Source organism: Comamonas composti DSM 21721 (assembly GCF_000429845.1).
Lineage (GTDB): Bacteria > Pseudomonadota > Gammaproteobacteria > Burkholderiales > Burkholderiaceae_C > Comamonas > Comamonas composti.
Genome location: NZ_KE386972.1, coordinates 108,975 through 121,277 on the forward strand (window position 1 = coordinate 108,975; position 12,303 = coordinate 121,277).

9 protein-coding genes are annotated in these 12,303 nt (G+C 65.5%); 7 read left to right on the forward strand and 2 right to left on the reverse strand.

Annotated features, from left to right (window positions below; translation table 11 throughout):
• The first annotated feature begins 152 nt into the window (after positions 1–152).
• Genes G486_RS0119180 through G486_RS0119190 form a run of 3 tightly spaced genes read left to right on the forward strand, consistent with a single transcriptional unit; the run spans position 153 to position 3,456 of the window.
• A complete protein-coding gene (locus G486_RS0119180) occupies positions 153–1,319 on the forward strand; it encodes an ABC transporter substrate-binding protein (RefSeq protein ID WP_027016992.1) in 1,167 nt (388 codons plus the stop codon).
• On the forward strand, positions 1,316–2,737 hold the full coding sequence (locus G486_RS22850) for an amidase family protein (protein WP_084455449.1): 1,422 nt from the start codon (positions 1,316–1,318) through the stop codon (positions 2,735–2,737). Before G486_RS0119180 ends, G486_RS22850 begins: the two co-directional genes overlap by 4 nt.
• Entirely contained in the window at positions 2,734–3,456 is a 723-nt protein-coding gene (locus G486_RS0119190; RefSeq protein ID WP_027016993.1) for a type 1 glutamine amidotransferase, read from the forward strand. Before G486_RS22850 ends, G486_RS0119190 begins: the two co-directional genes overlap by 4 nt.
• A 505-nt stretch (positions 3,457–3,961) precedes the next feature.
• On the opposite strand, the gene G486_RS22855 is transcribed toward G486_RS0119190, so the two are convergent.
• Positions 3,962–6,436, reverse strand: a complete 2,475-nt coding sequence (locus tag G486_RS22855) for a transglycosylase domain-containing protein (RefSeq protein ID WP_051303695.1) — start codon at positions 6,434–6,436, stop codon at positions 3,962–3,964.
• Positions 6,437–6,650: 214 nt separating this feature from the next.
• On the opposite strand from G486_RS22855, the gene G486_RS0119205 reads away from it, so the two are divergent.
• Positions 6,651–7,172, forward strand: coding sequence for a glutathione peroxidase (locus tag G486_RS0119205; protein ID WP_027016994.1), 522 nt, complete (start codon positions 6,651–6,653; stop codon positions 7,170–7,172).
• On the opposite strand, the gene G486_RS0119210 is transcribed toward G486_RS0119205, so the two are convergent.
• Positions 7,150–8,061, reverse strand: a complete 912-nt coding sequence (locus G486_RS0119210; RefSeq protein WP_084455451.1) for a LysR family transcriptional regulator — start codon at positions 8,059–8,061, stop codon at positions 7,150–7,152. The two genes, G486_RS0119205 and G486_RS0119210, sit on opposite strands and share 23 nt — an antisense overlap.
• A 122-nt stretch (positions 8,062–8,183) precedes the next feature.
• Here G486_RS0119210 and G486_RS0119215 point away from each other — a divergent pair, with 122 nt between their 5' ends.
• From G486_RS0119215 to G486_RS22860, 3 genes are all read left to right on the forward strand, one after another.
• Positions 8,184–9,089: a pirin family protein gene (locus G486_RS0119215; protein ID WP_027016996.1), complete on the forward strand. Its 906-nt coding sequence runs from the start codon at positions 8,184–8,186 to the stop codon at positions 9,087–9,089.
• Positions 9,090–9,156: 67 nt separating this feature from the next.
• Positions 9,157–9,786: an isochorismate family cysteine hydrolase YcaC gene (gene ycaC / locus G486_RS0119220; protein WP_027016997.1), complete on the forward strand. Its 630-nt coding sequence runs from the start codon at positions 9,157–9,159 to the stop codon at positions 9,784–9,786.
• A 473-nt stretch (positions 9,787–10,259) separates the two neighbouring features.
• Positions 10,260–12,071, forward strand: coding sequence for a DEAD/DEAH box helicase (locus G486_RS22860; protein WP_211233817.1), 1,812 nt, complete (start codon positions 10,260–10,262; stop codon positions 12,069–12,071).
• Positions 12,072–12,303 lie beyond the last annotated feature (232 nt).

Sequence of the window (12,303 nt, forward strand, 5' to 3'; positions counted from 1 at the left end):
TGACGGCAGGCCGAGCCAGTTATTCAGTGGGCGCCAGTCAGGCAATTGTTAGAAAATGTTTACGATCTTTGGGCGACGCCGAGGAGATCGCGGACATGTTCCTCGATGGGTCGTCTGACTCAGAAATACCAAGATGCGCGCAGCGCAAGGAGATGACCGTGAATCCGTTGAACCGCCGTTTTGCCATGATCGCAACCTGTGCCATGGCTGCTTTACAGGCCGCCCCCGCCTGGGCTGAGGACACCATCAAGGTCGGCCTTGTGGCCGAGATGTCGGGGCCGTTCTCGGAGTTCGGCAAGCAGATGGAAGCCGGCATCAAGCTCTACCAGAAGCACCATGGCGACACGGTGGCAGGCAAGAAGGTCGTAGTGCTGACCAAGGACGTGGGCGGGCCCAACCCCGAGCTTGCCAAGCGCGTGGCAACCGAGCTCATCGTGCGCGACAAGGTGCAGGTGCTCGCAGGCTTCGGCTTCACGCCCAATGCCTTGTCGGTCGCGCCCCTGGCGACCCAGGCCAAGCTGCCCATGCTGGTCATGAATGCCGCGGCTTCGGGCCTGACCGCCAAGTCGCCCTATATGCTGCGCACCTCGTTCAGCTATGAGCACATCGTGCCGCCGATCGCGCAATGGTCTTATCGCCAGGGCGTGCGCAAGGCCTATGTGCTGGTGGCCGACTATGCGCCAGGCCACGATGCCGAGCAGGCCTTCATCAAGGCCTTTACCGAGGCGGGCGGCGAGATCGTGGGCAAGCTGCGCACGCCCGTGATGACCGTGGACTTCGCAGCCTACATGCAGCGCATCAAGGACGCGAAGCCCGATGCGGTGTTCACCTTCGTGAACGCCGGCGATGTGGCGCCGGCCCTGATGAAGGAGTTTCGCGAAAAGGGCCTGCACGAGGCCGGCATCAAGCTCATAGGCACGGGCGACATCGTGTTCGAGTCGGCCTTCGATGCGATCGGCGACAAGGGCCTGGGCGTGGTCACGTCCTACCCTTATTCCATGAGCCATGTCTCCACGCTGAACCAGCAGTTCGTCCAGGGCTTCAAACAGATGGCCGTGGGCAGCAGCCGCCCCACGATCATGGCCGTATCCGCCTATGACGCCATGGCGGCCCTGTACGCAGCCCTGCAAAAGACCGGCGGCAAGGCCGACGGAGCCACGCTCATGGAGGCCTTCAGGAATCTTTCCTGGGAAAGCCCGCGCGGCAGCGTGCGCCTGGATGCACAGAGCCGGGACATCATGCAGACCAACTACATCCGGCGCTATGAAAAGCAGGGGACGGGTTTTGCGAATGTGGAGATCGACAAGGTTGCCCCATGAGCAGGATGGAGCTTGCAACGCTCTCTGCGCGGCGGATGATAGAAGGCTATGCCAAGGGCTTGTTCACGCCCGTGGAGATTGCCCGGGCCGTGCTCGAGGCGATTGGTGATGATGCCTTCAATGCCTTTGTGTTCCTGGGGCGCGATGACTTTCTCAGGGATGCGCAGGCCTCGGCCGAACGCTGGAGCCGGCACAGCCCGATAGGGGCGCTGGACGGGGTGCCGGTGTCGATCAAGGATCTGGTCACGGTCAAGGACTGGCCTATCCGGCGCGGCAGCCTGCTGTCTGCGGGCGAGCCCTCGCCCGGGGATGCACCCTGCGTGAGCCATTTGCGCGCCAGCGGTGCCCTGCTGCTGGGCAAGACCGCGACCACGGAGATGGGCTGCGCCATTCATGGCGACAGCCCGGTGCATGGGCGCAGCCTGAACCCGCTGGATGCATCGCTTTCGATAGGCGGCTCCAGCTGCGGCGCAGCCGCCCAGCTGGCCGCAGGCTGGGGTCCGCTGGCCCTGGGCAGCGATGCCGGAGGATCGGTGCGCATCCCGGCCTCCTATGCGGGGCTGGTGGCCTTCAAGCCGAGCTTCGGCCAGATTCCCATGGGGCCGGCCAGCGCCTTTGCGGAGTTTGCCCATCTGGGCCCCATGGGCCGCAGCGTGGGAGATCTGGCCCTGGCCATGCAGGTACTGGGGCAGCCCGATGTGCGCGATCCGAGCTCCCTGTTCTGGCGCGCCTGGCTGCAGGCCTCGGCCGTGCGCGGCGTACCGCTGCGCATTGGTTACTGCCTGCAGATCGGGGCGGATCTGGGCGCCGGGCTGGATGAGGCCGTGGCGCCGGCCATGCAGGCCCTGGTCACGCGGCTGCAGGGCCGCAGCTGGCGCGGCCAGCCCCTGGAGCTTGTGCCGGTGGACCTCGGCGGTCTCGATGTCGGCGATGCGCTGTGGCAGACCTGGTGCTCGCGCGTGCTCGAATCCTGTCTGCATCTGGACGAGGCACAGATCGAATGCCTGGGCCCGGACCTGCGGCGCCAGCGGCTGCAAGGCCTGGAGCAAACCGGCTTGCAACTCGCGGCCGCGCGGCGTGTGCTGCGCGAAGGAGCCCAGCAGCTGCACCAGCTGTTCTGCGGCCTGGACCTGCTGCTCACACCCAGCACGCCAGGTGTTGCGCCGCCTGCGGGAGACTTTGTGCATGACAGCCATCCCAGGGCCGGCGAGCTGCGGACCAGCGGCAACTGGCTGACGGCCACGCCGTTTTCCCATCCCTTCAACCTGACCCAGCAGCCCGCGCTGGGCCTGCCCTGGGGCCTGAACCGGCAAGGTCTGCCGTTCGGCCTGCAGCTCGTGGGAAGGCGCCATGCCGATGCCCAGGTGCTGAGCTTCGGCATGGCCCTGGAGGGCTGGCTCAAGGAGAGTGACTCATGAAACCCATTGCCATTTTTCAGCACACCGAAGTCGGCGCGCCCGGCGCCATTCCCGACCTGCTCGCCGAGCTGGGCAGGCCCGTCCAGCTGGTGCGCGTGCTCGACGGCGAGGCCGTTCCCGAGGACCCCTCGGCCTTTTGCGGCCTGGTCTTCATGGGCGGCCATATGGGCGTGCATGACGACTGGCCCTGGATTGCCCAGGAGCTGGCCCTGATCCGCAAGGCCGTCGCGGCCCGCATACCCGTTGTGGGCCACTGCCTGGGCAGCCAGTTGCTGGCCGCAGCCCTGGGCGCCGAAGTCAGGCGCCACGAGCGCAGCGAAATCGGCTGGGCGCGCCTGGCCGTCGAAGACAATGCCGTGGCCAGGCAATGGTTTGGCCGGCCGGGTGGTCAGGAGCTGCTGACCTTTCAATGGCATGGCGATACGTTTGCGATACCCGAAGGCGCGACGCGCATTGCGCGCAGCGCCTACTGCGACAACCAGGGCTTTGTGGCCGATGGCCTGCATCTGGGCATTCAGTCCCACCTGGAGATGACGCCCGAGCTCGTGGCCCTGAGCGTGGAGCGCAACGGCCACCAGATGGAAAATCAGGAAGCCGCTGGCAACCCCGCCTGCAGCCCGCGTGCCGACGTGCTCAACGCATTGCAGGCACGTACCCAGGAAATGCACGCCACGCTGAAGACGCTTTATGGGCGCTGGGTGGAGGGCCTGGCGCTCTGAACGCTTGCACGCCCTACCCCAGCGCTTGCCGGCATGGCCTCTTCCCGCGAAGGGGTGGGCTTTGGTGGCATCGGTTCTGAGAACGTGTTTACGATCTCTACGCTGCCGCGTTGGAGCGCAATCGGGATGAGTTCAAAGCGATGGGGCGCAGCTTGCACCGGGGTGCAAGCAAGCCACAGCGCGAAAAAATAGCCCGATTTCGCTCCAACCCTTCGGGCCAGTGCCTTTGCGGGCGGTCTACAGCGTTGCGAATCCTCGCAATAGCACGGCTATTGCTGCGGTATCGCGCCTTGTATCCCATCCCGCACAGACACTGGCGCGGCACCAAGGAGATCGTAAACACGTTCTGAGAGACGATGGCCCTGCGCCCATCCTGAGATTGCTTGCAATTTTGTAGCTGCAAGCGCTTATCAGGTAAGCGCTGAGGGCCTTTTTATCCATAAATTTATGGTCTTGCAGCAGGCCCGATACCTGCCCAGGCGCCTTTGGGGCGTTTTCACATGGGCTAACGCACAGGCATGACCTGCACCCCTTCGCCCAGAGGCGCATCCTGTGCGCCGAAGTCCGGGGCTGGTTGCGGCACAGGTTGTGGCCCAGGGGCGGCGGCAGAAGGTTCGGGCTGCAGCGCTTCTTCTGATGCAGTCTCGGCGGCTACCGGCTCAGGTATCACGGAGGGGGGCAGGGCCGGCGTGCTCTCGATGATTTCCTCGCCGGGCGAGAGCGCGGGGCCCGGGTCCGTCGCGGGCTCCAGGTCGGGCGCAGATTCAGGCGCCGGCCGTGCGGGCTGGTCCGGCGCAGTCGGCATGTCGCTGCCCCACCAGTCCTGCACACGCTGGCGCAGGCGATCGGTGAGGTCGCCCCACCAGCTCTCCTGCCTGGGCGGCTCAAAGCGGGCCTTGGCGTCGGCCAGCGGGCTTTGCAGCGCACGCGCCATGAAATTGCCGACCATGGGCAGGGCGCTGCGCGAGCCCTGGCCCCAGCGGTCGCTGCGCAGCGTGATGCGTGCATCGTTAAAGCCTGCCCAGGCGCCGGCCACGATGTCGGGGTGCATCAGGATGAACCAGCCGTCGGCATTGCCCTGGGTGGTGCCGGTCTTGCCGGCCACATCGGCGCGTATGCCGTGGCGGCTGCGTATGGCGACGCCCGTGCCCTTGTCGACCACGCCGCGCAGCATGTCCACGAGCTCGTAGCTCAGCGCCTCGTCGAGCGCGCGCTCGGGCCTGGACTGGAACTCTGCCAGCAGCCGGCCTTCGCGGTCCTCTATGCGCGTGACCATGAGCGGCGCCAGGTACTGGCCGCCGCGGGCCAGGCTCGCATAGGCGTTGACCATCTCCAACAGGGAAACGGGGCTGCTGCCCAGGGCCAGGGCCGGCACTTCCTGCAACGGGCTCTGGCGCACGCCCAGGGCGCGCGCAAGCCGTGCCACGCGCTGCGGGCCGACCTGCTGCATGAGCGCGGCGGTAATCGTGTTCTTGGAATAGGCCAGCGCATCGGCCAGCGTCATATCCTGGCCCGTGGGCGGGCCAGCGTCCGTGGGACTCCAGATCTCGCCACCGGGCAGGTGGATCTCCACGGCCTGATCGATGCGCATGTCGCCGGGCTGCATGCCCTGCTGCAGGGCCGCGCCATAGACGAAGGGCTTGAAGGTCGAGCCGGGCTGGCGCCTGGCCTGCTGCACATGGTCATAGGCATCGCGCGCGAAATCGCTGCTGCCCACCCAGGCCAGGATGTGGGAGCTGCGCGTGTCCAGCGCCACGAAGCCGGCCTGTACGCGCGTCTTGTCCTCGCGCAGCCGGGCCATGAGGCGCTTGTCGGCCAGCAGGGTCTTGAGCGCGGCCTCCTCGCTCTCGCCCTTGGCGCGCAGTTGCTGCCAGTCCGGGGTTTCGCGCAGCAATTGCTGCACCAGCGGGTTGCCCGCGCTCCAGCCGTCGCGCTGGCTCCAGGCGCTGTTGGCTATGCCTTGCAGCTGGCGCGTCTGGCGTGCCACGGCCTGGTTGGCCCAGGACTGCAGGCGCGAGTCCAGCGTGGTGTGCACCACCAGGCCGTCGGTATGGATGTTGTAGTCGTTGCTGTCGGCCCAGGCGATCAGCCATTTGCGCAGTTGCTGGGCGAAATGCGGGGCCATGCCCTGGGGCTCTTCCTGGCGCTCGAAGTTGAGGCGCATGGGGCGCTTCCTGAGCTGCGCAAACTCCTCGCGCGAGAGCTCGCCGCGCTTGGCCATCTGCGACAGCACGGTGTTGCGCCGGTCCAGCGCGCGCCCGGGGTTGAGCACGGGGTTGTAATAGCTGGTGCCCTTGAGCATGCCCACCAGGGTCGCGCCTTCGAGCACCGAGAGCCTGGCCGCGCTCTTGTCGAAATAAGTGCGCGCGGCCATCTCTATGCCGTAGGCGTTGTAGAGAAAGGGCACGGTGTTGAGATAGGTCTCGAGGATCTCGTCCTTGGTGTAGAGCGCCTCGATCTTGAAGGCCGTGATCGCCTCCTTGAGCTTGCGGTTGAGCGTGGGTGCGCGCCCGATCTCCTCGGGGTAGAGATTGCGCGCGAGCTGCTGGGTCAGCGTGGAGCCGCCCTGGGGCCGGCCGCCCAGCGTATGGATGACCGAGCCCACGGTGCGCGTGAAGTCCATGCCATGGTGGCTGTAGAAGCGGTGGTCCTCGGTGGCGATCAGTGCCTTGATCACATTGGGCGAGATCTGCGCCAGCCCCACCCACTCGCGATTGCTGCGCCTGAACTGGGCGAGCTCCTTGCCGTCGGCGCTCAGGATCCGGGCCGGGATCTCCTGCTTTTCCTTGCGTATGTCGCGAATGCCGGGCGTGAAAGGAATCAGGCACAGCACATAGAGCGTGAACAGCAGCGGCAGGGCCGCAGCCAGCATCAGCCACTCGCGCCACGTGGGCCAGCGATGCCACCAGGGCAGGACTGCGATGCGCTGCCCCAGGGCCGAGGCGCGCAGCCCTGCCCAGAGCGCTGACAGGCGGCTCATGGCTTGCGCTTTGAAATCCTTGAAGAAAGAGTGCACGTTGCATGGCGGTCGACAAAACCGCGAAATGGCAAAACCGCCAAGAATGCCCAAATTGTGGAGAGTCTGCTGGCAAGAAAGGTTTCTGCATGCAGATGCTCGCGGGCCAGGCGGGATTCTTGACCATTGGGCGCGGGAGCTGGGCAGAATGCCTGCTCCAGCCACTGCTTTTGCATTTATGACGACTGTCTGCAGCGCTTATGACTTCAAGGCCCGCTCGATCACGGGCGAGTGCGTGGACCTGTGCCGCTACCGGGGCCAGGCCCTGCTCATCGTCAACACGGCCAGTGCCTGCGGCTTCACGCCCCAGTACGCGGGCCTGCAGGCCTTGCACGAGCAGTACGGCGGGCGCGGGCTCGTGGTTCTGGGCTTTCCCTGCAACCAGTTCGGCGCCCAGGAGCAGGGCAGCGAGGACGAGATCGCCAGCTTTTGCGAGCACAACTTCGGCGTGAGCTTTGCGCTCATGGCCAAGGTCGCAGTCAAGGGCAAGGACGCCCATCCGCTGTACCGCTGGCTGACCGCTCAGGCTCCGGGAATCCTGGGCACCCGGGCCATCAAATGGAACTTCACCAAGTTCCTCACGGGCCGTGACGGCCAGGTCATGCGCCGCTATGCACCCCAGAGCAAGCCCGGAAATATCGCGGCGGACATAGAAAAGGCCCTGGGCCGCGCCTTTGCTACTCCTCCTGCAGCGCCTTGAAGCCCTGGGCCAGATGGTCGAGCAGCGCACGCACCGAGGGCAGCTGCCCCCGGCGCGAGGCATAGACCGCATGCACGATCTCGGGCCGGGGCTCCCAGTCTTCCAGCACCTGCACCAGGGCGCCGCTGTGCAACTGCTCTCTGGCGAACATGCCCGGTAGCTGAACCAGGCCGGCGCCGCTCTCGGCCGCAGCGCGCAAGGCCTGCATGGACTGGGTCACAAAGCGCGGCTGGTGGCGCACCTCGGCGCGCTGGCCTGTGGGGCCGTAGAGCAGCCAGCGGTGCGTTTCCTGCGCCTGGCCCATGTCCAGGCTGGGCCAGGACGCAAGGTCCATGGGCCCCGAGGGCGTGCCCATGCGCTGCAGCAGCGCGGGGCTGGCCAGCAGGTGCTGACGCCGCTCGGCCAGGGGCAGCAGCACCAGGTCGCTGTCCTGCAGCGGCGGCGGGCGCACGCGAATCGCCAGGTCCAGGCCCTCGCCTATGACATCCACGCGGCGGTTGGTCTCGTCCACATGCAGCTGCACACGCGGGTGCAAGGCCATGAATTCGGCCAGCATGGGGCCTACGCGCGCGGCCAGCAGGGCGCCGGGGCAGCTCAGGCGCACCAGGCCACAGGGCTCGGCATGGCTCAGGGCCACGGACTCCTCGGCGGCCTCGGCCTCGGTGAGCATGGCGCGGCAATGCTGGTAGTAGCGCTTGCCGATCTCGGTGACCGCAAAGCTGCGCGTGGAGCGCAGCAAAAGCTGCACGCCCAGCCGCTGCTCCAGCTGGGCCACACGGCGGCTGAGCTTGGACTTGGGCAGGCCCAGGGCGCGGCCGGCCGGGGCAAAGCCGCCGTGCTCCACCACCTGGACAAAAAAGCAGAGCTCATTGAGGTCGGGCAGTTTCATCGTTTTATTTTTAGAACTATGAGGCGAAATTTTGCAGTCTATTCAGATCATCGTTCCAAATCAATAATTTCTCCATGTTCAACGGCCTGGTTGAAAACCGGGCCAATGCAAGGAGAAAGACCATGCTCAAGAAAATTCTCGGTGTTTACGACGAGCCCGCCGGGCACTGGGTCGGCAATGGCTTTCCCGTGCGCTCGCTGTTCAGCTATGGCGACCATGGCCGGGCGCTGAGCCCGTTCTTGCTGCTCGACCATGCAGGCCCTCACCATTTCACGCCCACCGAGGAGCGACGCGGCGTGGGTGCGCACCCGCACCGCGGCTTCGAGACCGTGACCATCGTCTACGAGGGCGAGGTGGCCCACAAGGACTCCACGGGTGCGGGCGGCGTGATCGGCCCCGGCGATGTGCAGTGGATGACGGCGGCCTCGGGCATCCTGCACGAGGAATACCACTCCGAAGCCTATGCGCGCACGGGCGGCAACTTCGAGATGGTGCAGCTGTGGGTGAACCTGCCGGCCGCGCACAAGATGGCCGCGCCGGCCTACCAGACGCTGCTGGATCAGGACATGGGCCGGGCGCAGCTGCCGAATGCAGCGGGCCGGGTGCGCGTGATCGCAGGCTGCTATGAGGGCGCCGATGGCGCAAAGGCCCTGGGCCCGGCGCGCACCTTCACGCCCGTCGATGTCTGGGACGTGAGGCTCAAGGCCTCGGCCACGGCCGAGCTCAGGGCCCACCCCGGCCGCACGCTGGCCCTGGTCGTGCTGCACGGCACGCTGCTCGTCAACGGCCAGCAGATTGCGCGCCAGGGCCAGCTGGTGCACCTGGACCGCGAGGGCCAGAGCGTGCACCTGGAGGCCAACGGCGAGGTCACGCTGCTGTGGCTGTCGGGCGAGCCCATTGACGAACCCGTGGTCGGCCATGGGCCCTTCGTCATGAACAGCGAGGCGCAGATCGCGCAGGCCATGCACGACTTGCGCGCCGGCCGCTTTGGCGCCATGGGCGCCAGCGCGTCCGCACCCGCGCATTGACGCCTGCCGGGCGGCTGGGCCGCCCGGCACCGCCCCCTTTTTACCCAACCCTGCCAAGGAGAAAACCATGAGCAACAAGCCCTATGTACGCCTGGACAAAGACAATGCCGCCGTGCTGCTGGTCGATCACCAGACCGGCCTTCTGTCCCTGGTGCGCGACATCGATCCCGACAAGTTCAAGAACAATGTGCTGGCCCTGGCCGACATGGCCGAGTACTTCAAGCTGCCCACCATCCTGACCACCAGCTTCGAGGACGGCCCCAACGGCCCGCTGGTGCCCGAGCTGAAGGAAAAATTCCCGGACGCGCCCTATATCGCGCGCCCCGGCCAGATCAATGCCTGGGACAACGAGGACTTCGTCAAGGCCATCCAGGCCACGGGCAAGAAACAGCTCATCGTGGCCGGCGTGGTCACCGAGGTCTGCGTGGCCTTCCCCGTGCTCTCGGCCCTGGCCGAAGGCTATGAGGTGTTCGTGATCGCCGATGCCTCGGGCACCTTCAACGCCATGACCCAGCAGGCCGCCTGGAGCCGCATGGAGCAGGCCGGCGCCCAGCTCATGACCTGGTTCGGCGCGGCCTGCGAGCTGCACCGCGACTGGCGCAACGATGTGCAAGGCCTGGGCGCCCTGTTCAGCAGCCACATTCCCGACTACCGCAACCTCATGCACAGCCATGCCACGCTGACTGCGGCCAGGTAAGCCCGTGAAGAAATCCCCGCCCAAGCCCTCTAGGCCGGCGGGGCTTGAACGACAGGCCGAGTCCGATCCGCGCATAGTCCACGCGCGGCGGCACCTCGGCATGCACGGTGCGCGCGCTCGCTGACCTGGACTGGCGCCCGGTGATCGACAGCAGCTATCCGCTGGCGCAGATCACCGAGGCGTTTGCGCACCAGCAGCCGGCACGTTGGCAAGATCTGCCTGACCTACCAAGCCCCCTCTGCGCTGCGGCCGCCGCGCCTGCAGAGTACGCAAATCAGGATCGCTCTTGATAAAGGAGCTGCTAGCGCTTGTTTTCAATGGGTTTCAAGCCTTTTTATGCTTGAGTTTCAGAAGAGAAAGGCGCTACCAGCTATGAAAGCAGTAGCTCTGCCTTAAGAGCGTTTTCCAGGCCTCTGGGTGCTCTGCGCTATAAACGGCGCTGTAGAAACATAATGAAACATCATGGAGAGGCGATGGCAGAGCTGATTCCTGCGCTGGGCAACTGTGCCGCGCGCATGACTTCCGGAGAGAAACGACTGGCCGAGCGCCTGCAGCAAAAGCTGGGGGCCGATTACCTGCTGTGGTGGGATGTGCCTGTTGGGCCGCTACAGACACGGCCTGACTTCATCGTAATCCACCCGAGCCACGGTGCACTGATTCTGGAAACCAAGGATTGGCATCTGGAAACCATTCATAGCGCAACTCCACAGCGCTTTGAAATTGCTCCTGGTGGTCGTCTGACTGTTACTTATAACCCTCTCACGCAGGCGAGACACGGGGCCATTCGAGTGGTGAATGCCCTAGAGGCCGACTCTCAGTTGGTACAAGTCGACGGGCCTTATCAAGGCAAATTGTCCTTTCCCTGGGGCCATGGCGTGGTGCTGACGCGCATTACACGCCAGCAATTCACCGATGCAGGACTAGCCGCAGCGATTCCTGCTCATTTGGTGATCTGCAAAGACGAGATGCTCGCGGATGTTCGGCCAGAGGTTTTTGAACAGCGGCTGTTGGCTATGCTTCCCTATACTTTTCGCCGCGTCATCACAGGATCTCAACTTGACCGCATACGCTGGATACTGTTCCCCGAAATCCGCGTGCCCCGGCAGCAAAGCCTTTTCGGCGACGGCCAGGCGGATGAAGATGGGGACGAGCTGCCGGGCATCATGCAGGTCATGGACTTGCAGCAGGAGCAGCTGGCGCGCAGCCTGGGCGACGGCCACCGCGTGATCCACGGCGTGGCGGGCTCGGGCAAGACCATGATCCTCGGCTACCGCGCCGAGCATCTGGCCCGGGCCGCGCAAGCGCCGGGCAGCAAGCCGATCCTGGTGCTTTGCTACAACGAGCCGCTGGGCGTCAAGCTCGCGGCCGACATGGCGGCCAAGGGCCTGTCCGAGCGCGTGCACGTCATGCACTGGGACAAATGGACGCGCTCCCAACTGGCCGCCCATGGCCTGCTCACGCCCGACCTGGAGCGCATGGGCGTGAGCCAGAAGATGGCCGCCTTCGTGCAGCGTGTCACCGAAGGGCTGGAGAGCCAAGCCATTCCCTCGGGCCAGTACCAGGCGGTTCTCATCGACGAAGGCCACGACTTCGCACCCGATTGGCTGAGGCTGGTCACGCAGATGGTGGACCCCGAGACCAACAGCCTGCTGCTGCTCTACGACGATGCGCAAAGCCTTTACGACCGGGGCCAGAAGCGCAACTTCAGCCTCAAAAGCGTGGGCATACAGGCCCAGGGCCGCACCACGATTCTCAAGATCAACTACCGCAACACGCGCCAGATCCTGCAGCTGGCCCATCGCCTGGCGGGCGACCTGCTCACGCCTGCCGATGCCCAGGACGAGGACGGCATCCCCCTGCTCAAACCCCTGAGCTGCGGCCGCGAAGGCCCGGACCCCATCCTCGTCGACCTGCCGACCCTGCCCGAACGTGCTGCGCGCATGGCCGAGCTGCTCGCAGACCAGCATGCCCAGGGCCATGCCTGGGGGGAGATGGCCGTGCTCTGCCGCCACCATGACGAGATGGAGATCTGCGCCCATGCGCTGCAGCGCAAGGGCCTGCCTTTTCGCATGCGCAAGAAGTCGGGCCACTTCCGGCCCGAGGAAGACGCGATCAAGCTCATGACCATGCATGTGAGCAAGGGGCTGGAGTGGCCTGTGGTGGCCGTGATCTCTTCCGAGGAAGAGCGGCGCAGCAAGGATGGACAAAAGGACGCCGAGCTGGAGGCACGGCTGTTCTATGTGGCCGCAACCAGAGCCGTGAACCGGCTGATCAGCATTGGATGACCTACATTTTTGATAGCAGGCAGCGCTTGATGGGCAAGCGCTAGCGCCAAAATTCTTGTGAAGCCGTGCCGCCAGCCAACGCCTAGACCGGTGCCCGCTCTGCGGCTGGGGCTCTGGGCCGTCATCCTGCGGATGCCGCACAGGTTGCGGGTGAACGCTGGCGACAGCCTGGCGGTGCAGCTTGATTCGGATTTTTCGTTTCTTGTATATGCTGCTACGCGCCGGTCGGCTC

Bases quoted from the DNA above. Each gene is read 5' to 3' on its own strand.
- G486_RS0119210 (WP_084455451.1), bottom strand. From the start codon at position 8,061: ATGAAACTGCCCGACCTCAATGAGCTCTGCTTTTTTGTCCAGGTGGTG.
- G486_RS0119215 (WP_027016996.1), top strand. From the start codon at position 8,184: ATGCTCAAGAAAATTCTCGGTGTTTACGACGAGCCCGCCGGGCACTGG.
- G486_RS22855 (WP_051303695.1), bottom strand. From the start codon at position 6,436: ATGAGCCGCCTGTCAGCGCTCTGGGCAGGGCTGCGCGCCTCGGCCCTG.
- G486_RS0119190 (WP_027016993.1), top strand. From the start codon at position 2,734: ATGAAACCCATTGCCATTTTTCAGCACACCGAAGTCGGCGCGCCCGGC.
- G486_RS0119180 (WP_027016992.1), top strand. From the start codon at position 153: ATGACCGTGAATCCGTTGAACCGCCGTTTTGCCATGATCGCAACCTGT.
- ycaC (WP_027016997.1), top strand. From the start codon at position 9,157: ATGAGCAACAAGCCCTATGTACGCCTGGACAAAGACAATGCCGCCGTG.
- G486_RS0119205 (WP_027016994.1), top strand. From the start codon at position 6,651: ATGACGACTGTCTGCAGCGCTTATGACTTCAAGGCCCGCTCGATCACG.
- G486_RS22860 (WP_211233817.1), top strand. From the start codon at position 10,260: ATGGCAGAGCTGATTCCTGCGCTGGGCAACTGTGCCGCGCGCATGACT.
- G486_RS22850 (WP_084455449.1), top strand. From the start codon at position 1,316: ATGAGCAGGATGGAGCTTGCAACGCTCTCTGCGCGGCGGATGATAGAA.